Annotated in this window: 23 protein-coding genes; 7 read left to right on the plus strand and 16 right to left on the minus strand. The window is 58.8% G+C overall.

Features of this window, described 5'->3' with window-relative positions:
• Positions 1 to 15: 15 nt before the first annotated feature.
• Together PSH97_RS05995 and PSH97_RS06000 are read right to left on the minus strand one after the other, a co-directional pair.
• On the minus strand, positions 16 to 681 hold the full coding sequence (locus PSH97_RS05995; RefSeq protein WP_305448477.1) for a COG3650 family protein: 666 nt from the start codon (positions 679 to 681) through the stop codon (positions 16 to 18).
• A 94-nt stretch (positions 682 to 775) separates the two neighbouring features.
• Positions 776 to 1375 (minus strand): short chain dehydrogenase, encoded by a 600-nt coding sequence (locus tag PSH97_RS06000; protein ID WP_038979242.1) that lies wholly within the window; start codon positions 1373 to 1375, stop codon positions 776 to 778.
• 106 nt (positions 1376 to 1481) lie between these two features.
• On the opposite strand from PSH97_RS06000, the gene PSH97_RS06005 reads away from it, so the two are divergent.
• Entirely contained in the window at positions 1482 to 2396 is a 915-nt protein-coding gene (locus PSH97_RS06005) for a LysR family transcriptional regulator (protein WP_305448478.1), read from the plus strand.
• Between the two features lie 55 nt (positions 2397 to 2451).
• Here the strand turns inward: PSH97_RS06005 and PSH97_RS06010 are convergent, their stop codons facing one another.
• From PSH97_RS06010 to PSH97_RS06050, 9 genes are all read right to left on the minus strand, one after another.
• Positions 2452 to 2937 (minus strand): DoxX family protein, encoded by a 486-nt coding sequence (locus PSH97_RS06010; protein ID WP_305448479.1) that lies wholly within the window; start codon positions 2935 to 2937, stop codon positions 2452 to 2454.
• The gene (locus PSH97_RS06015) at positions 2934 to 3695 is read right to left on the minus strand and encodes an HvfC/BufC N-terminal domain-containing protein (RefSeq protein WP_305448480.1); all 762 of its coding nucleotides are present in this window, start codon (positions 3693 to 3695) and stop codon (positions 2934 to 2936) included. The genes PSH97_RS06010 and PSH97_RS06015 overlap by 4 nt, the downstream gene beginning before the upstream one ends.
• A complete protein-coding gene (bufB, locus tag PSH97_RS06020) occupies positions 3692 to 4546 on the minus strand; it encodes an MNIO family bufferin maturase (RefSeq protein WP_305448481.1) in 855 nt (284 codons plus the stop codon). The genes PSH97_RS06015 and bufB overlap by 4 nt, the downstream gene beginning before the upstream one ends.
• A 25-nt stretch (positions 4547 to 4571) precedes the next feature.
• Positions 4572 to 4877 (minus strand): BufA1 family periplasmic bufferin-type metallophore, encoded by a 306-nt coding sequence (locus PSH97_RS06025; RefSeq protein ID WP_305423084.1) that lies wholly within the window; start codon positions 4875 to 4877, stop codon positions 4572 to 4574.
• Between the two features lie 300 nt (positions 4878 to 5177).
• Positions 5178 to 5879, minus strand: a complete 702-nt coding sequence (locus PSH97_RS06030) for an ABC transporter ATP-binding protein (RefSeq protein ID WP_095054074.1) — start codon at positions 5877 to 5879, stop codon at positions 5178 to 5180.
• Positions 5880 to 6647: a high-affinity branched-chain amino acid ABC transporter ATP-binding protein LivG gene (livG, locus tag PSH97_RS06035; RefSeq protein WP_305448482.1), complete on the minus strand. Its 768-nt coding sequence runs from the start codon at positions 6645 to 6647 to the stop codon at positions 5880 to 5882. It abuts the gene before it with no gap.
• The gene (locus PSH97_RS06040) at positions 6644 to 7900 is read right to left on the minus strand and encodes a high-affinity branched-chain amino acid ABC transporter permease LivM (RefSeq protein ID WP_305448483.1); all 1257 of its coding nucleotides are present in this window, start codon (positions 7898 to 7900) and stop codon (positions 6644 to 6646) included. The genes livG and PSH97_RS06040 overlap by 4 nt, the downstream gene beginning before the upstream one ends.
• Positions 7897 to 8820, minus strand: coding sequence for a high-affinity branched-chain amino acid ABC transporter permease LivH (gene livH / locus PSH97_RS06045; protein ID WP_217856670.1), 924 nt, complete (start codon positions 8818 to 8820; stop codon positions 7897 to 7899). The genes PSH97_RS06040 and livH overlap by 4 nt, the downstream gene beginning before the upstream one ends.
• Before the next feature lie 233 nt (positions 8821 to 9053).
• On the minus strand, positions 9054 to 10181 hold the full coding sequence (locus tag PSH97_RS06050) for a branched-chain amino acid ABC transporter substrate-binding protein (RefSeq protein ID WP_305448484.1): 1128 nt from the start codon (positions 10179 to 10181) through the stop codon (positions 9054 to 9056).
• A gap of 352 nt (positions 10182 to 10533) precedes the next feature.
• Between PSH97_RS06050 and PSH97_RS06055 the strand changes: the two genes are divergently transcribed.
• On the plus strand, positions 10534 to 10839 hold the full coding sequence (locus PSH97_RS06055) for a DUF2288 domain-containing protein (protein ID WP_305448485.1): 306 nt from the start codon (positions 10534 to 10536) through the stop codon (positions 10837 to 10839).
• Positions 10840 to 11104: 265 nt separating this feature from the next.
• Here the strand turns inward: PSH97_RS06055 and PSH97_RS06060 are convergent, their stop codons facing one another.
• Positions 11105 to 13300 (minus strand): hypothetical protein, encoded by a 2196-nt coding sequence (locus tag PSH97_RS06060; protein ID WP_305448486.1) that lies wholly within the window; start codon positions 13298 to 13300, stop codon positions 11105 to 11107.
• Positions 13301 to 13497: 197 nt separating this feature from the next.
• Between PSH97_RS06060 and PSH97_RS06065 the strand changes: the two genes are divergently transcribed.
• The gene (locus PSH97_RS06065; RefSeq protein ID WP_305448487.1) at positions 13498 to 14394 is read left to right on the plus strand and encodes an NAD(P)-dependent oxidoreductase; all 897 of its coding nucleotides are present in this window, start codon (positions 13498 to 13500) and stop codon (positions 14392 to 14394) included.
• On the opposite strand, the gene PSH97_RS06070 is transcribed toward PSH97_RS06065, so the two are convergent.
• On the minus strand, positions 14285 to 16567 hold the full coding sequence (locus PSH97_RS06070) for a putative bifunctional diguanylate cyclase/phosphodiesterase (RefSeq protein WP_305449753.1): 2283 nt from the start codon (positions 16565 to 16567) through the stop codon (positions 14285 to 14287). The two genes, PSH97_RS06065 and PSH97_RS06070, sit on opposite strands and share 110 nt — an antisense overlap.
• A 290-nt stretch (positions 16568 to 16857) precedes the next feature.
• Here PSH97_RS06070 and PSH97_RS06075 point away from each other — a divergent pair, with 290 nt between their 5' ends.
• Complete coding sequence (locus tag PSH97_RS06075; protein ID WP_305448488.1) at positions 16858 to 18207, plus strand: spinster family MFS transporter; 1350 nt, start codon at positions 16858 to 16860, stop codon at positions 18205 to 18207.
• Between the two features lie 189 nt (positions 18208 to 18396).
• Here PSH97_RS06075 and rapA read toward each other — a convergent pair whose 3' ends face one another.
• A complete protein-coding gene (gene rapA / locus PSH97_RS06080) occupies positions 18397 to 21243 on the minus strand; it encodes an RNA polymerase-associated protein RapA (RefSeq protein ID WP_305448489.1) in 2847 nt (948 codons plus the stop codon).
• 229 nt (positions 21244 to 21472) lie between these two features.
• Between rapA and PSH97_RS06085 the strand changes: the two genes are divergently transcribed.
• From PSH97_RS06085 to ccoM, 3 genes are all read left to right on the plus strand, one after another.
• Positions 21473 to 21814 (plus strand): aspartate-semialdehyde dehydrogenase, encoded by a 342-nt coding sequence (locus PSH97_RS06085; RefSeq protein WP_305423068.1) that lies wholly within the window; start codon positions 21473 to 21475, stop codon positions 21812 to 21814.
• A gap of 105 nt (positions 21815 to 21919) precedes the next feature.
• Positions 21920 to 22081, plus strand: coding sequence for a hypothetical protein (locus PSH97_RS06090; RefSeq protein WP_007935839.1), 162 nt, complete (start codon positions 21920 to 21922; stop codon positions 22079 to 22081).
• 144 nt (positions 22082 to 22225) lie between these two features.
• On the plus strand, positions 22226 to 22339 hold the full coding sequence (gene ccoM / locus PSH97_RS06095) for a cytochrome c oxidase subunit CcoM (protein ID WP_010462558.1): 114 nt from the start codon (positions 22226 to 22228) through the stop codon (positions 22337 to 22339).
• Between the two features lie 245 nt (positions 22340 to 22584).
• Here ccoM and PSH97_RS06100 read toward each other — a convergent pair whose 3' ends face one another.
• Together PSH97_RS06100 and PSH97_RS06105 are read right to left on the minus strand one after the other, a co-directional pair.
• The gene (locus PSH97_RS06100) at positions 22585 to 24060 is read right to left on the minus strand and encodes an inorganic phosphate transporter (protein WP_007903847.1); all 1476 of its coding nucleotides are present in this window, start codon (positions 24058 to 24060) and stop codon (positions 22585 to 22587) included.
• A 377-nt stretch (positions 24061 to 24437) separates the two neighbouring features.
• Positions 24438 to 24638 carry a hypothetical protein gene (locus tag PSH97_RS06105; protein ID WP_007903846.1) on the minus strand — a complete coding sequence of 67 codons (201 nt, stop codon included), beginning with the start codon at positions 24636 to 24638 and terminating at the stop codon, positions 24438 to 24440.
• Between the last annotated feature and the right edge of the window lie 379 nt (positions 24639 to 25017).

Consider the following 25017-nt stretch of genomic DNA (forward strand, 5'->3'; position numbering starts at 1 on the left):
GTGAGGCAAAAACGATCAGTCGTTACGCGATCCGCCAAAATACCCGCAGCCGCGTTGCACCTGGCCATCGATGCGCAGCTCGGCGCTCATGTGCTGCACGCTGCCGGTGCTGTTGTCGACGCAGCGTTGCGGCGCGACCCACAGCTCGATGCGCTGGTTATTGGCTTCGGTGCTGAGGTTGAAGCGGCCATCGCCCAGTTGCTCTTCAACGTATGGCAGGGCCAAGGGCGGCTGGCCGGCGCGGTCGATGACCATGCCTTTGCCGCTGACTTTGACGTTCCATTCAGGGCCATGGCCGGCGGCGCGCAGAGTCAGCTGTTTGAAATTGGGATCGTCGCACGCCGTGCCGGAGCGCTCGACGCGGTACAGCTGCCCCAGATCGAGCCGGCTATCGGCACCACTGGCAACGATCCGGCCACGCACGTCAGCAAACAACTTGCCCTGATCATCGGCCAGGGTTGCGGCCTCTTGCAGGACGCTGGTGCCGCCGATGTCGTTGACCACATAACTGCGCTGCTCATTGCACGGCTGGAACAGCAACTTGCCGTCGGCCGCCGTCAACTGGCCCTGCATGCGGGTCTGGCCCACATGGGAAGCACTTTCGCGCGGGCCATCAAGCAACTGGCAGGCGGTGAACAGCGGAAGCAGGGCAACGAGCATTAGGGAACGGGCAGCACGCATCTTTGAGTCTCCTGACAAGTGCCGCCACGTTACTCAGCCTGACCGTTCATCACAACCCTGCAATGTCCTTGTTTTCCTACGGGGCGCGTTCGGTTTAGCCGACGCGGTAGGTCTGGCCGGTCTGTAAGCCTTCCACGCTTTTGGCGTAGGCCAGCGCCACTTCGGCGGCGGGGACCGGTTTGAAACCGCGGAAGTACGGAGCGTAGCTGCCCATGGCTTCGACCAGCACATTCGGGCTGACCGAGTTGATGCGCAAGCCGCGCGGCAGTTCGATCGCCGCTGCACGGACGAAGCTGTCCAGGGCGCCGTTGACCATGGAGGCAGAGCTGCCGGTACGAATCGGATCGTGGCTGAGGATGCCTGTAGTGAAGGTGAATGACGCACCGTCATTGGCGAATTCCCGGCCGATCAGCAGCAGGTTGACCTGACCCATCAGCTTGTCCCGCAAGCCGAGTTCGAAGTCCTGTTCGGTCATGGTCGCCAGCGGCACGAAGTTGACACTGCCGGCGGCGCAGATCAGCGCATCAAAGTTGCCGGTCTGTTGGAACAATTTGCGGATCGAGGCGCTGTCACTGATATCGACCTGGAACTCACCGCTTTTACGACCGATACGGATGATTTCGTGGCGCTGAGACAGTTCATGGTCAATGGCCGAACCGACGGTGCCGGAGGCACCAATCAAAAGAATTTTCATCGTGCTGTACCTGAATGGGTTGGATTTAAATTTAAGTTTAGAGTGGTTTTTCCCATTGATAAGCGGGCTAATAGGCAACCTTTGGTTTTCAAATGGAAACAATTCAATGAGCGAAATGGACGACCTGGCGGCGTTCGCAGTGTTGATCGAGGCGGGCAGTTTCACCTTGGCGGCGCAGCAACTGGGTTGCAGCAAAGGGCAACTTTCCAAGCGCATCAGCCTGCTGGAAACGCGGTTTTGCGTGGTGTTGCTACAACGCACCACGCGCCGCTTGAGCCTGACGGCGGCGGGCGCGGCGTTGTTGCCGCAAGCCCAGGCGCTGGTGGTTCAAGTCGAGCGAGCACGTCAGGCCTTGGCGCGGTTGAAAGACGACATGGCCGGTCCGGTGCGGATGACGGTTCCGGTTTCACTGGGGGAAACATTCTTTGACGGCGCACTGCTGGAGTTTTCCCGGCAATACCCCGAGGTGCAGATCGAACTGGAGCTCAACAATAACTACCGTGATCTGTCCCGGGACGGGTTCGATCTGGCGATCCGCTCGGAGGTGGCCCACGACGAACGCCTGGTCGCCCGTCCGCTACTGGCCTGGCACGAGATGACCTGTGCCAGCCCCGCATACCTTGAGCGATTCGGTGAACCGCTGACGCCTCAGGCTCTGGCCGAGCACCGCTGCCTGCTCAACAGCCATTACAGCGGTCGCGAAGAATGGCTCTATCACCAACAGCACGAGTTACTGCGGGTGCGAGTGTCAGGGCCGTTCGCCAGCAACCACTACAACCTCTTGAAGAAGGCCGCACTGGCTGATGCGGGCATTGCGCGTTTACCGTCGTACTTGCTGCAAGAGGAATTGGCTGACGGGCGTTTGCGCTGGCTCCTGCGCGATTATCAGACCCGCAGCATGCCGATGTACCTGGTGCACCCGTATCAGGGCGGTTTACCGAAACGTACCCAAGTGCTGGCGGATTATTTGATTGGCTGGTTCAAGCGCAGTGGTGAGGCACTGGATCGGCTTCAGCGGTAACGTCTCACCACGCTCCCATATTGGTTCTATATCGTCTGGAATTCTGAGGTAGGGATTAGCGGGCGTAACGTCGGGCAATCAGATGATCAATCGACAACTTGCCCGGTCCCCTCGCCATCAAATACAGCAACACCGCCGCCCAGGTGCCGTGAGTCGGATAGGCATCGGGGTAGACGAACAGTTGAATGGTCAGGGTCATGCCCAACAATGCCAGGGCCGAAAAGCGGGTGGCGAAGCCGATCAGGATCAGAATCGGAAAGAAATGCTCGGCGAAGGCCGCCAGGTACGCCGCCAATTCCGGGGAGAGCAGCGGCAGGTGATATTCGCTCTCGAACAACGGAATAGTCGAGTCCGCCAGCCTTGGTATGCCGAGTTGAAACGTGCCGTCGATCAAGTCGATGGCCAGACCTTCCACCTTGGTTTGCCCGGACTTCCAGAACACTGCGGCAATGGAAAAACGCGCGATAAAGGCGATCAGGCTGTGGGGGATTTTTTCCAGCAGCGCGATGGCGCGGGCGATGGGGTTCTGGCGACTGTTCATGGCGATACCTGATTGTGGTGTAAATGGGTGATGACGTGGTGGCTGATCAGCAGCGCGAGGGTTTGGCTGAGGTCGAAGGCGGGCGCTGTCTCTAGCGCTTGGGTCAGGGATTGGCCGTTTCGCAGGTTCTGAATGAAAGTGCTGGCGCCGTGGTCGATGGCAAAGACCTCAACCTCCAGACCATTGCGCAACACCAGCGCGTTTTGCCCGTGGTCGAGGTCGATCCCGGCCAGCGTCGCGTCCTGTTGATGCGCGGCCCAGATCGCAACCACGGCAAAGGCTGAAGTCAGCAGATTCAGGGAGGGATGGAACCCCACCGTCAGCTCGCTCAGCGCCTGCGGGTCTGATAGCGCGGCGGCGATCTGTTCATGGCGCAAGGGCTGCGCATCGGCGGCGTGATAGGCCTGAACGCGCAACCGCTCCAACCGCGCCATGTCAGCCAGATAAGGCACACCGGCTGCCGGTTCAAAGTTGTCGATGAACTCGGCGAAGTCCTTGCCGTAGTCGTTGATGAGTGGGCCTTGAGGCGGGCAACTCTGCACATACAGCCCCGCCATCGCCCGAAAGAACTTATCGCCCACCAATTGCAAAACCACTGGGTAACTGTCGGCCAGGGCGTTGATCAGCGAGCTCTGCACATTGTTGCGATACACCGCGAAACGGCTGGCGGGATCGGCACCATTGGCGCTGAACAAACCCTCGGGGCAGGGTCGTTGCGGATCGAGCAGGGCGGCGGCAAACGCAGCTTGAGTGCTCATGATCGGCCCCCCGCGCAATGCAGCAACTCATCGGCCTGACGGGCTTCGGCATGCAGCACGCTGAAGGCGGGTAACTGGTTGTCGCGCTCGATCAACGTGGCAATCGGGCCAACCCGTTCCAGCACTTGCCGATACAGTGACCACACCGCGTTATCGATGGGCGCACCGTGATCGTCGATCAGCAAACGGTCGCCGAGGCTGTCGGTGTCTTCGGCAAACCCGGCCAGATGGATCTCTCCCACCGCATGCAGCGGCAGCGCGTCGATATAGGCCAGCGGATCCCTTTGGTGATTGATGCAGGAGACGTAGACGTTGTTGACGTCCAGCAGCAGGCCGCAGCCAGTGCGGCGAATGACTTCGCTGATGAAGTTGGCTTCATCGATTGTCGAGCGCTGGAACGCCAGATACGTCGCCGGGTTCTCCAGCAGCATTGGGCGTTTGAGGGTGCTCTGCACCTGATCGATGTGCTCGCAGACGCGGTTCAGCGTCGGCGCATCGTAGGCCAGGGGTAGCAGGTCATTGAGAAACACCGGGCCATGGCTGGACCAGGCCAGGTGTTCGGAAAAGGATTGGGGTTGATAGCGTTCGATCAGCGTGGCAAGCCTTTGCAGGTGCTGAAGATCCAGCGGACCTTCGGCACCAATGGACAGGCCGACGCCGTGTAGCGACAGCGGATATCGCTCGCGGATCAACCCCAGGAAATGATGAAACGGGCCGCCGGCCACCATGTAGTTTTCGGCGTGGACTTCGAAGAAGCCGATGTCCGGTTGTGCACCGAGCACTTCACTAAAGTGCTCGGTCTTGAGCCCCAGCCCGGAGCGGGGCGGGAGCCCGGAAGATGAAGGGTTCATGGTCGACACTCAGGCTGGGTTCTGATTACGACTTGGCTTTGTAAGCTTCCAGCTGGCCGAAACCGGTTGGCGAGGTTTTGCTCATCGTGGTGGTGCAGGTGCCTTTAGGGACGAGTTTCCAGGCATTGGCCTGATGATCCATTTTGGCGGTACCGGCGCAGGTGGTGCCAGCGCCCGCGGCGCAATCGTTTTTGCCTTTCATGGCCACGCCGAAGCATTTTTCCATGTTGTCGTCAGCGGCGTGGGCAGTGGAGACAGCGGCGATGCTCAGGGCAGAACCGAGGGCCAGAACCAGGGCGGTGGCGGACAGGGTGCGGGTGGTAGCAGTCATGATGTTTCTCCGAAATTGAGCTTGGATTGGCAAGCGTTTGTGCTTGCTTGCTGCTCTAGAGAAACGACAGGGCGATGCGTTACAGCTCACTCCAAAATTTTTTCAGAAACTCTCAAAACACACGAATTCCCTGTGGGAGCGGGCTTGCTCGCGAATGTAATCTGACATTCAACAATGGGGGTGACTGACCCACCGCTTTCGCGAGCAAGCCCGCTCCTACATTGGATCTTTGTTGTTGTCAGGTTTGTGGCAGACATAAAAAAACGACCCGAAGGCCGTTTTTTTGTTTACCGCCAAGGCTCAACCACCGAGGTACGCTTCGCGCACTTTCGGGTCGGTCAGCAGCGCTTCACCTGTCCCCTGCATCACCACCCGGCCGTTCTCAAGAACGTAGGCACGGTCAGCGATTTTCAGGGCCTGGTTGGCGTTCTGCTCCACCAGAAACACCGTCACACCGTCCTTGCGCAGTTGTTCGATGATGTCGAAGATCTGCTGGATGATGATCGGTGCCAGGCCCAGCGATGGCTCGTCGAGCAGCAACAGCTTGGGCTTGCTCATCAGCGCGCGGCCAATGGCGAGCATTTGCTGTTCGCCGCCAGACATGGTGCCGCCGCGTTGGGCGAAGCGTTCTTTCAGGCGTGGGAAAAGTCCGAGGACCTTGTCCATCTGTTCCTGATAATCGCCCTTGTCGGTGAAGAATCCGCCCATGGCGAGGTTTTCTTCCACGGTAAGGCGGGCAAACACCCGACGACCTTCCGGAACCACGGCGATGCTTTTACGCATGATGTGCGATGAGTCCTGGCCGACAAGCTCTTCGCCCATGTAGCGGATGCTGCCGCTGTGGGCTTGCGGCGAACCGCAGAGGGTCATCAGCAGGGTCGATTTGCCGGCACCGTTGGCGCCGATCAGGGTCACGATCTCGCCCTGGCGGACTTCGACGTTGACACTGTGCAGTGCCTGGATCTTGCCGTAGAAGGTAGAAACGTTTTCGAACTGCAGCATTTACGCTTCCCCCAGGTAGGCTTTGATCACTTCAGGATTGTCGCGGATCTGCTCCGGCGTACCATTGGCCAGCGGTGTGCCCTGGTTGATCACGAAGATGTGGTCGGAAATGCTCATGACCAGTTTCATGTCGTGTTCGATCAACAGCACGGTCACATTGTGCTCTTCACGCAAGGTGCCGATCAGTGCCTTGAGGTCTTCGGTTTCCCGCGGGTTGAGGCCAGCGGCCGGTTCGTCGAGCATGAGAATCCGCGGACGGGTCATCATGCAGCGAGCGATTTCCAGACGACGTTGCTGACCGTAGGCCAAGGTGCCTGCCGGACGGTTGGCGAACTCCTTGAGGTTGACCTTTTCCAGCCAGTACTCGGCGTATTCCATCGCCTCGCGCTCACTTCTGCGGAACGCCGGGGTCTTGAACAGGCCCGCCAGGAAGTTGGTGTTCAGGTGACGGTGTTGCGCGATCAAGAGGTTCTCGACCGCTGTCATTTCCTTGAACAGCCGCACGTTCTGGAAGGTGCGCACCACGCCTTTGAGGGCAATCTTGTGGCCCGGCAGGCCCTGGATCGCTTCACCATCCAGCACGATGCTGCCGGCGGTGGGCTGATAGAAACCGGTCAGGCAGTTGAACACGGTGGTCTTGCCGGCGCCGTTGGGGCCGATCATCGAGACCACTTGTTTCTCTTTGACGCTCAGGGCCACGCTGTTGACCGCCAGCAGGCCGCCGAAGCGCATGCTCAGGTCAGTGACTTTCAGGATCTCGCGGCTCATTTGCGCAGCTCCATGTGAGGGCGTTGCATAGGCAGCAGACCTTGAGGACGCCAGATCATCATCAGCACCATCAAGGCGCCGAACATCAACATGCGGTATTCACTGAACTCACGCATCATTTCCGGCAACAGGATCATCACCGTGGCGGCGAGTACGACGCCCAGTTGCGAGCCCATGCCGCCCAGCACCACGATGGCGAGGATGGTCGCCGATTCGATGAAGGTGAAGGACTCCGGTGTCACCAGGCCTTGACGCGCGGCAAAGAAGCTACCGGCGAAACCGGCGAAGCAGGCACCGAGGGTGAAGGCCGACAGCTTGATGATTGTAGGATTGAGACCCAGCGCACGGCAGGCAATTTCGTCTTCACGCAGCGCTTCCCAAGCACGGCCCAGGGGCATGCGCAGCAACCGGTTGATGACGAACAGCGCGAACAACGCCAGGAACAACGCCACCAGGTAAAGGAAGATCACCTTGTTGATCGAGTTGTATTCCAGGCCGAAGTACTCGTGGAACGTCTGCAGGCCTTCGGCGGCTTTGCGTTCGAAGGTCAGGCCGAAAAACGTCGGTTTCTCGATGTTGCTGATGCCGTTCGGGCCGCCGGTGAGGTCGGTCAGGTTACGCAGGAACAGACGGATGATTTCACCGAAGCCCAAGGTCACGATCGCCAGGTAGTCACCGCGCAAACGCAGTACCGGGAAACCGAGCAGGAAGCCGAAGGTGGCCGCCATCATCCCGGCGATAGGCAGGCAGATCCAGAAGCTCAGGCCGTAGTAGTGCGACAGCAGCGCGTAGCTGTAGGCGCCCACGGCGTAGAAGCCGACGTAACCGAGGTCGAGCAGACCGGCCAGGCCGACCACGATGTTCAGGCCCAGGCCGAGCATCACGTAGATCAGCACCAGGGTGGCGATGTCCACCGCCCCGCGGGAACCGAAGAACGGCCAAACCAGAGAACCGATGATCAACGCGATGATGATCCAGCGTTGAGTCGTCGGCAGGGTCAGGAAGTGACTGGCCTTGGCTGGCATCACCGGCAGGTTGGGCGAGGCTTTCCAGGCCGAACTGATCTGCTGGTCGAACAGCACCCGCAGGAACATCAGCACCGAGCACACAGCGATGGTGATCAGTGTTGCAGTGCTGGTGCCATGGACTTCTAGGTTGATGCCGACGATGGTCAGTTTCAGACCGAGTACCGGGTAAGCAACAGCCCACACCAGCAAGGCGCTGAACAACGCCTGTTTAAGATTCCTAGTCATACTTTCTCAACCTCCGGACGGCCCAACAGGCCGGTTGGCCGGAACAACAACACCAGAACCAATAGACCGAACGCCACGACGTCCTTGTACTGGTCGCCGAAAATATCGGCACCAAAGGCTTCTGCCACCCCAAGCACCAGCCCGCCGAGCATCGCGCCGGGGATGCTGCCGATACCGCCCAATACTGCTGCGGTAAAGGCCTTGAGGCCGACCAGGAAACCGGCGTTCGGGTTGATCACGCCGTATTGCATGCTCAGCAGCACGGCCGCGATGGCCGCCAGTGCGGCACCGATGACGAAGGTCAGGGCGATGATGTTGTTGGTGTTGATACCCAAGAGGTTGGCCATCTTGATGTCCTCGGCACAGGCGCGGCAGGCGCGACCCAGGCGAGAGCGGGAGATGAACAGCGTCAGGCCGAGCATGGCGACCAGGGTCACCACGAACACCACGATTTGCATGTAGGAAATCAGCACTTCATGTGCGCCACCTGGCCCGATGGCGAAGTTGCCAGGGATCAGGTTGGAGATGGATTTGTCCTTGGAGTCTTGCGCCAGCAGAACCGTGTTCTGCAGGAAGATCGACATGCCGATGGCGGAAATCAGCGGGATCAGACGGTTGCTGCCGCGCAGGGGGCGGTAGGCGATTCGTTCGATGCTGTAACCGTAGGCACTGGTAACGACGATGGTCGCGATGAAAGCCGCGGTCATCAACAGCGGGACACTGTCGAGTCCCAGCATGGCCAGCCCGGCAATGGCGATGAACGCCACGTAAGAGCCGATCATGTACACCTCGCCGTGGGCGAAGTTGATCATTCCAATGATGCCGTAAACCATCGTATAGCCGATGGCGATCAGGGCATACGTGCTGCCAATGGTCAGACCATTAACCAGCTGTTGGAAGAAGTGATAGATGTCAGGCATTACAGCGCTCCTAAAAACCTGATACGCATTTCACTGGTGGAGTCATTTTCCCGCTCGAGCCCCGTGGATCTGCACCCACTTCGAATTCGAGGTTTGCCAGCGAACCGCTGATGACGGTTTTGAGATTTTCAGGTGGGGAGACTGGCGGATCACGCCAGCGCGGCCCAATACGTTCGTAAAACAAAGCCCACGGCACGCCGTGGGCTTTATTGGCAGTCAGTCAGGCCAAGGCCTTACTGAGGCGAAACTTCAGTTTTAGGTTTGCCGAAGTGCCACTGGTAAACCACGAATTTGAAGTCCTTCAGGTCGCCCTTGTCGTCGAAAGACAGGTCGCCGGTCGGGGTTTTGAACGTGCCCTTGTGGATAGCTTCAGCCACTTTGGTGGTGTCTTCGCTCTTGGCGGCCTTGATGCCTTCGGCGATGACTTGCACAGCCGAGTAGGCCGGGAACACGAACGGACCGCTCGGGTCTTCTTTCTTGGCTTTGAACGCGTCAGCCAGGGCGATGTTGGCCGGATCCTGGTCGAAGGATTTCGGCAGGGTCACCAGCAGGCCTTCGGAAGCTTCCTTGGCGATCTGCGAAATGGAGTCGTTACCCACGCCTTCCGGACCCATGAACTTGGCTTTCAGGCCTTTTTCCTGGGATTGACGCAGGATCAGACCCAGCTCCGGGTGGTAGCCGCCGTAGTAGACGAAGTCGACGTTGGCTTGCTTGAGCTTGGAGACCATCGAGGAGAAGTCTTTGTCGCCGGCGTTGATGCCTTCGAACACGGCAACCTTGACGCCTTTCTTCTCGAGGGTGGTTTTAACGGCGCTGGCGATACCTTCACCGTATTGCTGTTTGTCGTGCAGAACAGCAACGATTTTCGGTTTTACGTGATCGGCAATGTAGTTGCCGGCTGCAGGGCCCTGGGCGCTGTCCAGACCGATGGTGCGGAAGATCATCTTGTAGCCGCGAGTGGTGATGTCCGGGCTGGTGGCAGCCGGGGTGATCATGATCACGCCTTCGTCTTCGTAGATGTCGGACGCCGGCTGAGTGGAGCTGGAGCACAGGTGACCAACCACGAACTTGACGCCGTCGTTGACGACTTTGTTCGCGACAGCAACCGCTTGTTTGGGATCGCAGGCATCGTCGTATTCAACGGCTTCGAGTTTCTTGCCGTCGACGCCGCCCTTGGCGTTGATTTGTTCGATGGCCATTTTGGAGCCACTGAACTGCATGTCGCCGTATTGGGCTACAGGGCCGGTTTTAGGGCCGGCGATGCCGATCTTGATGGTGTCGGCGGCGAACGAATGGCTGGCAACCCCGGCCAGAACCATAGCGGCAAACAGTTTTGAAATCTGCTTAGTAGCCTTAGTCATAGTGCTCCACTCTTACTGTTGTAGTTTTTATAGTCCTGGCGCCGTAGCAGCAGAACCGGGTCAGATATCGTTGATATCCTCCGGAAAATGCCCCCGGCAACTGTACCGGTACAGTGTAGAGCGCCGATTGTGAGCCTGGGAAGCTGGCGCCAGGGGGCAAAACCTGAGGGTGTCGCTTTATTGAAAGAAAAAGACAGAATCAAGGCGGGATGTTAGCTGGCTAATACTTGGATTCAGCAGCATTCCCTGGCTTTCCTGCATTTCTCGATCGGTAACGCAATTTGCATCCGGGTTTTTCTGGCGCACTACCGACGTTATCATTCATGTCGATTTTCTTTGCGGACAGGAACCCATGATTCAAGAACCTAGCACCCTCTATGCCAAGCTGCTTGGTGAGACCGCATCTATTACCTGGAAAGAGTTGGAGCCGTTCTTCGCCAAGGGTGCCCTATTGTGGGTCGATCCAGGCCTGGATTTGATCGCTGCAGCAGAAGCGGTAGCAACCGATGAAGGCGAGAAAGTCGCTGCCTGGCTGGCTGCCGACAAGGTCGCCAAGCTGTCTGAAACGCGGGCGCTGGATCTTTTCGAGCGCGATCCGGAGCTGTGGGCGGTGGTGGTTTCACCATGGATTCTGATCCAGGAAAGGGCGACGAGCTGAGTGATTGCACTTATTTGGTGCACAGCTTTGCCGGTTAAAAGTGTGTAGCCGAGTAGCGTGATGGCATGTTGCCGTAGAGAAAGGCCACAGAAGGGTCTTGGCGAGGGTGACGTAAACGTAACGGGAACAGTTTATTGAGCAGCCGATGGGCTGCTTAATTGTTTCTGGATGTGATCGTTCCCACGCTCTGAACTGACCCCAAAAGGTGGGACACAACTTTTGGGGGTGTCAGTTCACTCTGCGTGGGAACGATCTGGACCGATCCTTAGAAGCTCTTGCCGGTATGGTTATTCAAAGAAATAACCTTGGTCTTGCCAATGCGGTGACGGTAAATCTCGCGCAAATACTTGATCGACTTCTTCACGCAATCCCGAGACAAACGAATGTCATTGATCGAGACAAACTTGTCCTTGTCGTTGATCAGCTCGCGGTACTTCTTCTCGTACATCGGTTTGATCGCGTACCAATTGGTATCGAGGATCTTCGCCGGGTTTTCGAATTCGTTGAGCAGTTCGTCGATGCGGTCTTCGTCGAAGTCTTCATTAATGATGAAGTCGAGGATCGAGTTGTCCAGCGTCTCGTCGAAGCGGTACGGGTTTTTCGCAAAGCAGCGCTTGATGAACGCCACAATCAGCGTCAGAAAGTCGTCCGACAGGCACGGGCTCTTGGCGATGAGGGTGGTCAGCGACAGGTTGGCCGAGGCGCCGATCACCAGCGCATAACGCTTGAGCGTGGTGTTGGGGAACAGGCTGTTGAGGTGGGTCTTCAACCGGTTCAGGTCCATGTAGGACAGCTTGTAGTCTTTGGGCAATGAAACAATCGACACCACCGACGAGCAATTCTTGAAGAAGTGCAGGTCGTGCAACGCGGCCGCGTCATAACCCGAATTCTTGTACTGCTCCAGCGAGGCGCGATAGCGCTTGGACTCGATCGGCAACAGGCTGATGCCTTCGATCGCCTGGGTGACCTTGTTGAAGTGCGGCAGGTCGATGGAGCGGAAGAACAGGTCGTCAATGTTCAGGCGCTGCGGCTCTTTCTCGAACACCTTGAACTTGTCGCTGCTCGGCGGCGGGGTTTCCGGCACCACGGACTCGGCGTAAGCAATCGCCACCGGGCCGGCCAGGCTCATGAACAGGTCGTTGGCGTCCAGGCGAATGGTTTCGCCGATGTCGATGCCGGCACGACGGAAATAATTCTGGTCGTAGTCGGTAGTCACCGCCTGCGCCGTCAGAATGTTGAAGATTTGCTGTGAGATGTACTGGTTGGCGTGCTTTTCCATCGCGTTGACATCGATGTTCTGGATGTTGCCGTCATCGCTCTCTTCGGCATAACGCATGATGTCGTTGGAGATCAGCATCATCGCGTTCCATGGGCGGATACGGCCCATAACGCTGGCTTCGCTGCTGTCTTCGTTGGCGAAGTTGTAGGAGAAGTCCCACTCTTCCGACAGGTATTTGCACAGCAGGCGACCGGCGTTGATGTGCAGCGCCTCGGACATTTCGCTGCGATGATCGGAAATGTTCGGCAGTACGCAGATGCCGCTGGTGAAGATCGGCTCGAAGACGAAGGAATGACCGCTCTTGCCGTCGTGCTCATCCATCGGCTTGGTGTCGAACGTCTTGTTCATGTACGAGTGCTGCTGGGCCAGGCCGAATTCCGAGGCCATGCCCGAACCGGTACCGCCGCCGGCACTGAAGATCGAGAAATACAGGCGCGACTGGTTGGCCTTGATCCCGCAGCTGTCGATCAGGTACGAGTGAATCATCTTCCAGTCAGGGCTGGAGAAGCGTTGGGTGTCCTTGTTCAGGATGATCTTGGCCAGGTATTGGCCGAGGATCGGCGCGTTACCGGCGCCACCGGCGTGGACTTCCGACAAGTCCATGATTTTCATTTTGCTGTAGTCGCGCAAAAAGCCGCTTTTTTCGCCCTTGCGCGAGAAGCGGATGCGACCGGCGATGTCCTTGTCCAGGTCGCCGAGCATCACCAGCGGTTCGACCAGGAACACCGGTTTGCTGGCCTTGTTCGGCCCCAGGCGCAGGTTGTTACGAATCCACTGCGCCGGGCTGTAGCCCTTTTCGGCATAGCGTTTGTCCGGCGACAGACGGTCTTCGTTGTTGAATTCGTTGAGGTAGAACTTGCGGGCGTTGTACACCAGTTCCGCCACGTCCAGCGCGATGTTCGAACCACAGCGGCCCAAGCCGATCAGGCACACCGACGGGAATTCCTGATCGCTGTGCTGTTCGTTATCGCCTTCCAGGTGTGGTGGGCGCGGGAACACCATATCGCGCAGGCCGTCGAGGTTGTCGAGGATGCGGTCGGTATTGGTTTCGGTGAAGTACAGGTATTGCTGAGTCGCCAGCGGACGTGACGGGGTCAATGGCTTCGACGATGAGGGGCTGTTCGCCGCGGGGCTCAGGGTCAGGTCGGATACCGCGGTGGCCGGATTATTTTTAGAAGTCATTGTGCGCCATATACCTGGACTGGTCGGCTCGGCGACAAGTGTCATCGAGTCATCACGGAATGGGATCTCGCGTCTTTTTGCTGCGCGAATGTGGCCCAAGCGTCAGGGCCTGGGCCTGAGAGTCGCTGGGGGGAATCCTTTCCTTAATCATGATGAATCGGCCAATATTCGATGATCTTTAATCAAAAGGAGGCTAAATGATGGCAGCGTTACCTTCGCTGGGGTTTGCCGGAATCGGCCTGATGGGTTTGCCAATGTGCCGACGCCTGTTGGCGGCGGGTTATCCGTTGACGGTGTGGAACCGCAACCCGGCCAAGTGCGTAGCGCTGGTCGAGGCCGGCGCGCGGCAAGTGGCGACACCGGCCGAACTGTGTCAGTACGCTGATGTGGTGATGCTGTGTCTGGCTGACACGGCTGTTGTACGTGAGGTGGTGTTTGGCGCGGTGGGCATTGCCGAGGGGGCGAAAAGCGGCCAGTTGCTGGTGGATTTTTCCAGCCTGGAACCCACCGCGACGCGGGAAATGGCGACTGCATTGGCCAGTAAAACCGGTATGAGTTGGCTCGATGCGCCGGTGTCCGGCGGGGTGGTCGGTGCCGAGGCCGGTAGCCTGGCGATCATGGTAGGGGGCGAAGCGGCAGACCTTGCGCGCGTGCGGCCGGTGTTGTTGACCCTTGGCCAGCGCGTGACCCACATGGGCGCCGTCGGTGCGGGGCAGGTGACTAAGGCCTGCAATCAGATGATCGTGGCGTGCAATGCCTTGGTCATTGCCGAAGTGGTGGCCCTGGCCGAGCGTTCCGGGGTCGACGCCCGCCTGATCGCCGAAGCGTTGGCCGGTGGTTTCGCCGATTCAAAGCCCTTGCAGATCCTCGCGCCGCAAATGGCCGAAAGCCGTTTCGAGCCGGTGAAATGGCACGTGCGCACGCTGCTCAAGGACCTCGACAGCGCCGTGAAATTCTCTCGCGAACAAGGCTCGGCCACGCCGATCAGCGGATTGGCCGCACAACTGATGCGCCTCCATGGGGGGCAGGGGTTCCTGGAAAAGGATCCGTCGACGTTAGTGCGGTTATACCGCGAGCCAGACTCAAGGGATTGACGGTGTGCATGTGTTTGCGCTGATTGATTTCCGCCAGCACCGGGCGCAACTCGGCCAGCGGCACCGGGCGGCTGAGCAGGTAACCCTGAACGAAATCGCAGCCATGGCGTGCGAGAAAGTCGTATTGCTCGAAGGTTTCGACGCCTTCGGTGACCACCTGCAAATGCAGGGTATGGGCCATGACGATAATGGCCTGGACGATTTCCATGTCCTGGGTGGCCTTGGGGATGTCCTGAATAAACGAGCGGTCAATCTTCAACGTGTTTAATGGCAGGCGCCTGAGATAGGCCAGGGATGAATAACCGGTGCCGAAGTCATCGATCGACAACGAGACCCCGAGGGCACGAATCTGCCGCAGCAACACCAGGGTATTGGTGATATTGCCCATCAGTGCATTCTCGGTCACTTCCAGTTCCAGCCGGTGTGGTGCCACCCCGAAGGCGTGCAGGGCGTGCTCGATTTCATCGGCCAGTTCTTCTCGCGCCAGGTTCAGGGGCGAGCAATTCACCGCGATTTTGAGTTCTTCGCAATCGTGTCGGGATAGCTCGCCCAAGTCTTCGCAGGCCTTGAGCAGCACCCAGTTGTCCAGCTCGGCGATCAGGCCGTTGGCTTCGGCAATGGCGATGAACCGATCCGGCGTGAGCAATCCGTGAACCGGATGTTGCCAGCGAATCAGCGCTTCAAGTTTGGTGACCTGGCCGGTTCTCAGGTCATAGATCGGTTGGTAATACAGCATCAACCCGGTGTTTTCGCGCAGAGCGTGGCGCAGTTCCTCTTCGAGTTGCAACTCCAGGGTGGCGCGGGTTTTCAGGTTTGAACTGAAAAAATGCAAGGCATTACGACCGCAATCCTTGGACTGGTACAGCGCCAGGTCAGCGTTTTTCAGCAGTTCTTCGCAGGTCTTGCCGTCTTCTGGAAACAGGCTGATGCCGATGCTGGTGGTCATGACCATGCGCCGTCCGGACAACTCGATGGGCTCCTTCATTTTCAGCATGATGCGCTGGGCCATTTGCCGTGCTTCTTCACGGTCGTACAGGCTGATGAGGATGCAGAATTCGTCGCCTCCGAAGCGCGCCACCACGTCTTCATGGCTGCGCACCGCGGCCTTGATGTGGCTGGCCAGAACTTTGAGCAATTCGTCGCCGGCGTCATGGCCGAGGCTGTCGTTGATCCGCTTGAAGTGGTCGATGTCGAGGAACATCACTGCCAGCATGCCGCCTTCGTTGGTTTTCTCGATGAGTTTCTCGGCGAAGATCTGATTAAAGCCTCGTCGGTTGATGAGATTGGTCAAGGGGTCGTAATGCGCCACCTGTTGCAACGACATGCGTGCCTGATCCAGTTGACTGAGCAGGGCGTTGACCCGCTGCAGGTCATGCTCTTTGTGTTGCAGTTTCTTGTCCGCCCATGCAGCGCTGATGCCGCTGCCGATGATCAGCAGCGTCATGACCGCTACCGTCAGTCCCAGTTGCAGGTGATTGTTATCGCTGGGCAAGGGCTCAAGGCTGCCAGCGGGCAGCACCAGGCTGAACGCCGCCATGCCGGTGAAATGCATGCTCACGATGCCGGCTCCGAGTACCAGGCTGGCGGTGTATTTGAGCAATTGATGAAACACGCCGGCGCCATCGCGCAGGTGACTTGAAATCAACAGGGCAGCCAGGCTGGCACCGATGGCGATCACAATGGAAAGCACGAACAGCACGGGTTGGTAGTAGGCCATCGCATTCGATCGCAGGGCGGCCATGCCCATGTAATGCATGGTTGCGATGCCCAGGCCGATCCATACCGCGGCCCGCAGGTATTGCCAGAAGTTCAACTGAGGATGGCTGAGGGTGTGCATGGCCAGCCATGAGGCGGTCAGGGCGAACAACAGCGAGAGCAGGGTAGTGGGCAAGTGGTAATGGATGTCGATCGGCGCCTGGAACGCCAGCATGCTGATGAAATGCATGGCCCAGATACCGCCTGCCAGGCACCCGGCACCGACCCAGCGCCAAAGGCGTTGGGATGCAGGTTTTTCCACATGGGCGACCCGCTCGGTCATGCCCAGCGTGGCGAAGCCGGTCGCGCAAGCCACTAGATAGGCCAGCAACACTAGAAAAGGGTTATGGGTGCAATCGAGTATGACCTGCCCGCCCTCCGGTAGCCCGGTCATGAAATGCAAACCAAGCCACTCCATAGCATGCCCCATCTCTGAATCATCCTGGCCGGCGCCATGCGCGCTGGCGAATGCTTGCAGTATAGAGGCCTTGCATGGAGCGCAAGAGGTGGTGGCATATTAATGCCAATGTTTTTGGAATGGCCTTTAGAACGATTGGAAATAAATTGTTTCAGTCCCCATGGGTGGCCATGGAGGGGTATCAGGATTACGAATAATTACAGACAGCACTGGCGGGCCTGACTAGATTGACCGTTCCGGGCTCGAATGCGTTGGCAATGAAGCCCCAATAACAATAAAGAGACGGACCCATGCAGAACTCGACCCAAGCGGCGAATGCCTGGCGCATTCTGTTCCTGCTGTTCCTGGCCAACCTGTTCAACTTCTTCGATCGCACCATCCCGGCCATCATCATCGAGCCGATCCGCATGGAATGGCACCTCAGCGACTTTCAACTGGGGATCATCGGCACCGCATTCACCATCGTTTACGCCATTGCCGGCCTGCCCCTGGGGCGATTGGCCGATACCGGTTCGCGCAGCAAGTTGATGGGCTGGGGCCTGGCGGCATGGAGCGGGCTGACTGCAGTCAACGGGCTGGTGGGCAGTTTCTGGAGTTTCCTGATCGTGCGCATGGGCATCGGTATCGGTGAAGCCAGTTACGCACCGGCTGCCAACTCGCTGATCGGCGATTTGTTCCCGGCTCATCGTCGAGCTCGGGCCATGGGCATTTTCATGCTTGGCCTGCCACTGGGGTTGCTGCTGGCGTTCTTCACCATCGGCTGGATGGTCAAGGCGTTTGACAGCTGGCGCGCGCCATTCTTCATCGCGGCGGTGCCGGGGTTGATCCTGGCGGTCTTCATGTTCTTTATCAAAGAGCCGAAACGCGGCGCGGCGGAAAGCGTGCAAGTGTCTCAGGAGCGCGTAGACCGGCCGATCCGTCGAGTGCTGGCGGTGCCGACTTTCCTGTGGCTGGTAATGGCGGGGCTGTGCTTCAACTTCGCGACCTATGCCTGCAACTCGTTTCTGGTGCCGATGCTGCAGCGTTATTTCCTGATGCCGTTGCAGGATGCAGCGGTGGCGACCGGGGTGATCGTCGGGGTGACCGGGCTGTTCGGCCTGACGCTCGGCGGCTGGATCGCCGATAAGATTCACCAGCGGGTGGCCAATGGGCGGCTGCTGTTCGCGGCATTCAGCTTGATCATTTCGACCGTGTGCACCGCCTGGGCGCTGCACGCCGGACGGATCGAGATCGGGGTATTTGTCGCGGTGTTCAGCCTGGGGTGGTTGTTCGCCTACAACTTCTATACCTGCGTGTACACGGCGATCCAGGACGTGGTCGAACCGCGCCTGCGGGCGACGGCGATGGCGTTGTTCTTTGCCGGGTTGTATCTATTGGGTGGAGGTTTGGGGCCGGTGGTGGTGGGCGGTTTATCGGATCACTTCGCGCACGCGGCGATGCTCTCGGCCGGCGCTGGGCAGATGACAGAAGCGTTCAAAGCTGTCGGTTTGCATGACGCGATGTATCTGATTCCGGTGGCGCTGTTCTTTACCATGGTGTTTCTGTTTCTGGCTTCGCGGTGTTTTGTCAGGGATGCCAAGCGGATGAAGGAAGGGTTGGTGGCGGTGGATGAGCCTGTGGGTTCTGCGGCGACAGCCTAATCGCCATCGCGGGCAAGCCCGCTCCCACAGTGATCTCGGTTATTCACAAAAACTTGTATTCACCTGGAACCCTGTGGGAGCGGGCTTGCCCGCGATGAGGCCCTCAAGAACACCACAACAATCAAGCAGACAAAAAAAGGCCCGCATCACTGCGGGCCTTCTTTTTTATAGCGGTGGAGCAGAAGGGACTTAACCCGCCACCAACACCCGGATCGCTTCCAGTCGAAGCGCGGCTTTGTCGAGCATGGCCAGGCCTTGCTCACGTTGCTTGCGCAGGGCAACCAGTTCGCTGTCGCGCACGGTCGGGTTGACCGCTTGCAAGGCGGTCAGGCGTGCCAGTTCTTCGTCGGTATCCGCCGCCAGGCGACGTTGTGCCTCGGCGACGCGCTCGGCGTGACGCGGGGTGATTTTCTCTTCGCCGGCGTTGATCCGTGGCGTCAGCTGGTCGCGCTGGGCCTGGATGAACTTGTTGGCGCTGGCGCGGGGCACGCTTTCCAGTTGATCGTTCAAGGTTTCGAACGACACCCGGGTCGACAGGTCGTTGCCGTTGGCGTCGAGCAGGCAGCGCAGGGCGGCCGGCGGCAGGTAACGGCCCAGTTGCAGCGAGCGCGGGGCAACCACTTCGCTGACGTAGAGCAGTTCCAGCAACACGGTGCCCGGTTTCAGCGCCTTGTTCTTGATCAGCGCCACGGCGGTGTTGCCCATCGAGCCGGACAGGACCAGGTCCATGCCGCCCTGAACCATCGGGTGTTCCCAGGTGATGAACTGCATGTCTTCGCGAGACAGCGCCTGGTTGCGGTCGTAGGTGATGGTCACGCCTTCGTCGTCGCCCAGCGGGAAACTGGCGTCGAGCATTTTTTCGCTTGGCTTGAGGATCAGCGCGTTTTCCGAATGGTCTTCGCTGTCGATGCCGAAGGCGTCGAACAGGGTTTCCATGTAGATCGGCAGGGCGAACTGATCGTCCTGTTCGAGGATCGCTTCGACCAGTGCATCACCTTCGCCCGCACCGCCGGAGTTGAGTTCCAGCAAGCGGTCGCGACCGGTGTGCAGTTCGGCTTCCAGACGCTCACGTTCGGCGCGGGCTTCGTCGATCAGCGCTTGCCACTCGCCGTCATCGGCGGTTTCCAGCAGCGGCAGCAGGCGCGGGCCGAACTGATGCTGCAAGGCGTTGCCGGTCGGGCAGGTGTTGAGGAACGCGTTCAGCGCTTCGTGATACCACTGGTACAGCCGTTCTTGCGGGTTGGTTTCCAGGTACGGCACGTGCAGTTCGATGACGTGCTTCTGACCGATCCGGTCGAGACGACCGATACGCTGCTCCAGCAGGTCCGGGTGCGACGGCAGGTCGAACAGCACCAGATGGTGCGAGAACTGGAAGTTGCGACCTTCACTACCGATTTCCGAGCAGATCAGCACCTGAGCGCCGAATTCTTCGTCGGCGAAGTAGGCGGCGGCGCGGTCGCGCTCCAGGATGTTCATGCCTTCGTGGAAGACCGTGGCCGGAATGCCGGAACGCACGCGCAGGGCGTCTTCCAGGTCCATGGCGGTTTCGGCGTGGGCACAGATCACCAGCACTTTGGTGCGTTTGAGCATTTTCAGGGTGTCGATCAGCCACTCGACACGCGGGTCGAACTTCCACCAGCGCTCTTCTTCGTTGGCGTCCGGCTGGGCCTGGAAGCTGACTTCCGGGTACAGCTCGGCGTGATCGCCCAATGGCAGTTCGAGGTATTCGGCCGGGCACGGCAGCGGGTACGGGTGCAGTTTGCGCTCCGGGAACCCCTGCACGGCGGCGCGGGTGTTACGGAACAGCACGCGGCCGGTGCCGTGACGGTCCAGCAGTTCGCGGACCAGACGGGCGCTGGCTTCGGTGTCGCCATCGTTGACGGCGGTCAGCAGGGCTTCGCCTTCGTTGCCGAGGAAACCGTGGATAGTCTTGTGCGCTTCAGGCGACAGGCGCCCCTTGTCCAGCAGCTCCTGAACGGCTTCGGCCACCGGGCGATAGTTTTCGCTCTCGGCGCGGAAGGCGTGCAGGTCATGGAAACGGTTCGGGTCGAGCAGGCGCAGACGGGCGAAGTGGCTGTCCTGACCGAGTTGTTCCGGGGTCGCGGTCAGCAGCAAGACGCCGGGAATAACTTCGGCCAGTTGCTCCACCAGTGAGTACTGAGGGCTGACCTGGTCTTCGTGCCACACCAGGTGGTGCGCTTCGTCGACCACCAGCAAATCCCAGCCGGCCGCGAACAGCGCATCCTGGGCTTTTTCGTCGTCTACCAGCCATTCGAGCGCAACCAATGCAAGCTGGGTGTCTTCGAACGGGTTGGCGGCATCGCTTTCGATGAAGCGTTCTTCGTCGAACAGCGCGACTTGCAGGTTGAAGCGGCGGCGCATCTCCACCAGCCATTGGTGCTGGAGGTTTTCCGGCACCAGGATCAACACGCGGTTGGCGCGGCCCGAGAGCAGTTGACGATGGATCACCAGACCGGCTTCGATGGTCTTGCCCAAGCCCACTTCATCTGCCAGCAGAACGCGCGGCGCGATGCGGTCGGCGACTTCACGGGCAATGTGCAGCTGGTGCGCGATCGGTTGCGCACGCACGCCGCCCAGGCCCCAGAGCGAGGACTGCAATTGGCGGCTGGTGTGTTCCAGGGTGTTGTATCGCAGGGAGAACCAGGCCAGCGGATCAATCTGCCCGGCGAACAGACGGTCGCTGGCCAGACGGAATTGAATGAAGTTCGACAGCTGGGTTTCCGGCAGCGTGACCACTTCGTTCTGCGCGTTGAGGCCGTGGTAGACCAGCAGGCCATCGACGTCGTCGACCTCCTGTACGGTCAGTTTCCAGCCTTCGAAGTGAGTGATGCTGTCACCCGGCGAAAACCGCACGCGGGTAAGGGGCGCATTCCGTAGCGCGTACTGGCGAGTCTCGCCAGTGGCCGGGTAGAGCACGGTCAACAAGCGGCCGTCCTGTGCCAGAACGGTGCCCAAACCCAGCTCGGCTTCGCTGTCACTGATCCAGCGTTGCCCCGGTTGATACTGCTGCGCCATGCTGCCTGACTCCCACCTTGAAAAAGCGGGCTATCTTAACGGAATGAGCCTTAAGGACCAAAGGATTACATGCGTGCGCGGAGGGAGGATGCGAACTTTTCGGGAGATGAAGATCAAAAGATCGCAGGCTGCACCAGCTACTACGGTGCCAGGCGGGTCACAAGTTTGCGACCGATGGCTCAAGTCGCCATTCCCGCAGCCGACAGCCTGCTGACAGGAGACTAATAATATGCTGCCACCGATGCTCCCCTTGAGCGCCGTACCAATCACTTCACAGCAGGATCCGATTCGCCAGCGCCCGGACATTCCGCCCGTGGTGGCGGTGCAGGAAAGCTCCAACGAAAGCACCATCGACCTGCAAAAACGCGATCCGGAAGAGGCGGGCCTGCAGCTGCGCGAGGAACAGCGTCGGCAGCAGGAACGGGAGCGGCGCCGTCGTGAGGCCGATGAAGATCCTGAAGAGCACTTGGCGATTCCCGGTAATGAGCTCAATGCCGACAATACCGTGCCGGTGGTGCCGTTGATGGAAGATCAGCCGCGTCAGGGGTTGTGGGTCGATATCGAGATCTGAAGTGTCGGATCACTGGTCAGCGCCCGCGCCAGACCGCATTATTGGCGTAATTCTGTCGCCTTTAGCCGGCAGTTGAATTCATTTCCAAGCGATGCACTGAACGCCATGAGCCAAGATGACAAGCTGATCGACCTCAACTCTGAACGCGCCAAGCGGGTTCATGACCTTAATGAAAAGCGTCTGAACGAAGTACGCCAGGCGTTCGAGCAGGCGATGCCGTTGGGCAAAGCGAAGAAAAAGCCGAAGAACAAACCGAAAAAGCGTTGAAACACCCTGCATCTGTTGATGCAGGTCAGTTATTTCCCTTCCTTTTACGCCCGTCTAGGGCGGCATTGATCCCGGTCAATTTTCTCTCCTGCCTGATTGGTTAACTTAGCCCCATCGCAACAGGGCAAGTGCAGGAGGCTAGTCATGTTTTTCGACAACGTGGTGATCGCCGGAGTGCTGACAGTCGGCCTCATGGTTCTGTTTTTTGCAGGGTTTGGATTTTTTATCTGGAAGGATTCGCATAAGCGCAAACCGTAGGTCTTTCTGGAGTAATGAGCACGCAAGGCATTTTGGGCGACTTCGGTCGCCCTTTTTTTTGTCCGATCGTTCCCACGCTCTGCGTGGGAATGCCTCAAGGGACGCTCCGCGTTCCAGCTCTCGAAAGGGGCGCGGAGCGTCCCGGGCTGCATTCCTTTGCTGCGCGTGGGAACGATCTAATACCGAAATACGGGCAATAAAAAGGCGCGAACCTCACGGAACGCGCCTTTTTCAGTAGCGGTGTATCAGCTACCCAGTGCCTTCGACGCCAGCCAGAACAGGCCGGCCGACAGGGCCACGGTGGCTGGCAGGGTCAGGACCCAGGCCAGCAGGATGGTTCTGACGGTGCCGCCTTGCAGGCCGCTTTTGTTGGCGACCATGGTACCGGCCACGCCTGAAGACAGGACGTGGGTGGTGGAAACCGGGAGGCTGAAGATGTTCGCCGCGCCGATCATGCACGCGGTGGTAATCTGCGCCGACATGCCTTGGGCGTAGGTCATGCCTTGCTTGCCGATTTTCTCGCCGATGGTCAGTACCACGCGTTTCCAGCCGACCATGGTACCCAGGCCGAGAGCCAGTGCGACCGCCAGAATCACCCAGAACGGGGCATATTCGGTGGTAGTGGTCAGGTCTTTGCGCAGCTTGTCCAGGTCGGCCTTTTCACGGGCAGCGAGGCCTGGCAGCTTAGCGACTTTCTTCGCGGTGTCGTCCAGGCAGAGCAGGTAGCGACGTACTTCGATGCGGCTTTCCGACGGCAACGAATGGTAGTCGGCTACACCTTTAAGGGTGCCAAGCAGCGCTGAAATGGTCGGTTCGGTCTGTTGCGGATTGCAACGGAACTTCTCCGGCAAATCGCCTTTCACGCTTTTGCCCAGCGCCAGGAACTCACCCAGGGATTCGCGATTGCGCTCGTAGAACTGGCTCAGGTGCAAGGTCGCATCGCGAGTCCGCTCGATCTGGTAGGTGGTGCTGTTCAGGTCGAGAACGAACTGCGCCGGCACGATACCGATCAGCACCAGCATGATCAGGCCGATACCTTTCTGGCCATCGTTCGAGCCGTGCACGAAGCTGACTGCCATCGCCGAAATCACCAGCACCAGACGGTTCCAGAATGGCGGGTGTTTCTTGTCGTCGATCTTGCGGCGCTGTTCCGGTGTCTTGTGCATCTTGGACAGTGGACGCCACCATTTAAGACCGATCAGCACCAGGGCAGCGATCAGGAAACCGGCCATCGGCGAGAACACCAGGGACGCACCGATATCGATCGCTTTCTGCCAGTTCACGCCATCGGCCAACGGAATGTCGTTGATCAGGGCGTTGGCCAGGCCGACACCGAGGATCGAACCGATCAGCGTGTGGGAACTGGAGGCGGGGATACCGAAGTACCAGGTGCCCAGGTTCCAGGTGATGGCAGCAGCGAGCAACGAGAACACCATGGCCAGTCCGTGACCGGTGTTCACATTGATCAGCAGTTCTACCGGCAGCAAATGGACGATGGCATACGCCACGCCCACACCGCCCAGCAGCACGCCGAGGAAGTTGAACACACCGGAAAAGAACACCGCCAGATGAGGCGGCATGGCTTTGGTGTAGATAACAGTGGCCACCGCGTTTGCGGTGTCATGAAAGCCGTTGATGAACTCGAAGGCGAGGACAAAGGCCAGGGCGAGCAAGAGGCTCACAAGCACCCAAGCATCCAGTCCGCTGAATAAATCGATCATGAAGGTTTTCTGACCCGGTCGTAAGGGGGCGCGATTATGCCAGAAAAGACTGCTAATCGATGCACTTGCTGCTCATCGGTAACATTCTTCAACGAATTAATTTGTGGCAATCCCCCAAGCCCCAGGTTTTTTCGGGGTTTTACAAGTCATTGAAATTACTTGCAAAGGCTGTAGCCACAAGGGTTTCTCCCGGCGGAGCGAGAGGCTTGAACGCGTGTGTGAAATTTCTTGGAAGAAGGTCAGACAGGAGCCATTTGCCTCATCCAATGGATGAGGAGACCGCTGCCCGCTTGTAGCGGGCACGAAAAGCATCATCCATACAACCCGCTTTTAACAGGTGTAGATGCAGGCTCTTGAAAGAATTCAAACCGAGGCGGTCATGGCTCTTCGGCTTTGAGTTCCTTTTCCATCTTCTGCAATTCCTGGGAGAAGGCCTGGTCCTGAACGGTGGCGCGTTTACGCCAGGGTTTGCGTTCGGGTTCGGGCTGAGCGGCGTAGGTGGTGACTTCCCCGCCGTAAACTTCCTTGTAACGTTGTTCCTGGCGCTCAAGTTCCGCGCGCAGTTCGTCTTTCGTCACAGTGCTACCTGATTGAGTTGAGATTAATTCTGGTGAAACGACTGCATCGATTTATTGACCAGGCTCGTTGAAAGGACAATGCCGGACACGGCATTGTTCCCTCGGCGCAATCAATACGTCCTTGTTGCAGGCGGCCACGGCACCAGAGAAAAACAGCTGACGTAGCATCAGTCTCCTGTTTCAGCGAGCGCGTTGGCGGAGCATATGAAATGAGCGTCAGGCGCTTGCTGCGGACAGCGGCAATGGATATTGCGCTGCCGGTTGGCGAAATCGGCACGTAAAAAACCGGTCGCCACTGAGATGCATTATAGCGGTCGATCCGAAGAACACTATCTCTTGAGAGTTAAAAGTAGTTCCTCGTGTGTGATTGTTTTGTTAC

The organism is Pseudomonas cucumis, assembly GCF_030687935.1.
In the GTDB taxonomy this organism is placed as follows: domain Bacteria; phylum Pseudomonadota; class Gammaproteobacteria; order Pseudomonadales; family Pseudomonadaceae; genus Aquipseudomonas; species Aquipseudomonas cucumis.

Coding starts and splice junctions, on each gene's coding strand:
- PSH97_RS05995 (WP_305448477.1), bottom strand. CDS start 681: ATGCGTGCTGCCCGTTCCCTAATGCTCGTTGCCCTGCTTCCGCTGTTC.
- PSH97_RS06000 (WP_038979242.1), bottom strand. CDS start 1,375: ATGAAAATTCTTTTGATTGGTGCCTCCGGCACCGTCGGTTCGGCCATT.
- PSH97_RS06005 (WP_305448478.1), top strand. CDS start 1,482: ATGAGCGAAATGGACGACCTGGCGGCGTTCGCAGTGTTGATCGAGGCG.
- PSH97_RS06010 (WP_305448479.1), bottom strand. CDS start 2,937: ATGAACAGTCGCCAGAACCCCATCGCCCGCGCCATCGCGCTGCTGGAA.
- PSH97_RS06015 (WP_305448480.1), bottom strand. CDS start 3,695: ATGAGCACTCAAGCTGCGTTTGCCGCCGCCCTGCTCGATCCGCAACGA.
- bufB (WP_305448481.1), bottom strand. CDS start 4,546: ATGAACCCTTCATCTTCCGGGCTCCCGCCCCGCTCCGGGCTGGGGCTC.
- PSH97_RS06025 (WP_305423084.1), bottom strand. CDS start 4,877: ATGACTGCTACCACCCGCACCCTGTCCGCCACCGCCCTGGTTCTGGCC.
- PSH97_RS06030 (WP_095054074.1), bottom strand. CDS start 5,879: ATGCTGCAGTTCGAAAACGTTTCTACCTTCTACGGCAAGATCCAGGCA.
- livG (WP_305448482.1), bottom strand. CDS start 6,647: ATGAGCCGCGAGATCCTGAAAGTCACTGACCTGAGCATGCGCTTCGGC.
- PSH97_RS06040 (WP_305448483.1), bottom strand. CDS start 7,900: ATGACTAGGAATCTTAAACAGGCGTTGTTCAGCGCCTTGCTGGTGTGG.
- livH (WP_217856670.1), bottom strand. CDS start 8,820: ATGCCTGACATCTATCACTTCTTCCAACAGCTGGTTAATGGTCTGACC.
- PSH97_RS06050 (WP_305448484.1), bottom strand. CDS start 10,181: ATGACTAAGGCTACTAAGCAGATTTCAAAACTGTTTGCCGCTATGGTT.
- PSH97_RS06055 (WP_305448485.1), top strand. CDS start 10,534: ATGATTCAAGAACCTAGCACCCTCTATGCCAAGCTGCTTGGTGAGACC.
- PSH97_RS06060 (WP_305448486.1), bottom strand. CDS start 13,300: ATGACTTCTAAAAATAATCCGGCCACCGCGGTATCCGACCTGACCCTG.
- PSH97_RS06065 (WP_305448487.1), top strand. CDS start 13,498: ATGATGGCAGCGTTACCTTCGCTGGGGTTTGCCGGAATCGGCCTGATG.
- PSH97_RS06070 (WP_305449753.1), bottom strand. CDS start 16,567: ATGGAGTGGCTTGGTTTGCATTTCATGACCGGGCTACCGGAGGGCGGG.
- PSH97_RS06075 (WP_305448488.1), top strand. CDS start 16,858: ATGCAGAACTCGACCCAAGCGGCGAATGCCTGGCGCATTCTGTTCCTG.
- rapA (WP_305448489.1), bottom strand. CDS start 21,243: ATGGCGCAGCAGTATCAACCGGGGCAACGCTGGATCAGTGACAGCGAA.
- PSH97_RS06085 (WP_305423068.1), top strand. CDS start 21,473: ATGCTGCCACCGATGCTCCCCTTGAGCGCCGTACCAATCACTTCACAG.
- PSH97_RS06090 (WP_007935839.1), top strand. CDS start 21,920: ATGAGCCAAGATGACAAGCTGATCGACCTCAACTCTGAACGCGCCAAG.
- ccoM (WP_010462558.1), top strand. CDS start 22,226: ATGTTTTTCGACAACGTGGTGATCGCCGGAGTGCTGACAGTCGGCCTC.
- PSH97_RS06100 (WP_007903847.1), bottom strand. CDS start 24,060: ATGATCGATTTATTCAGCGGACTGGATGCTTGGGTGCTTGTGAGCCTC.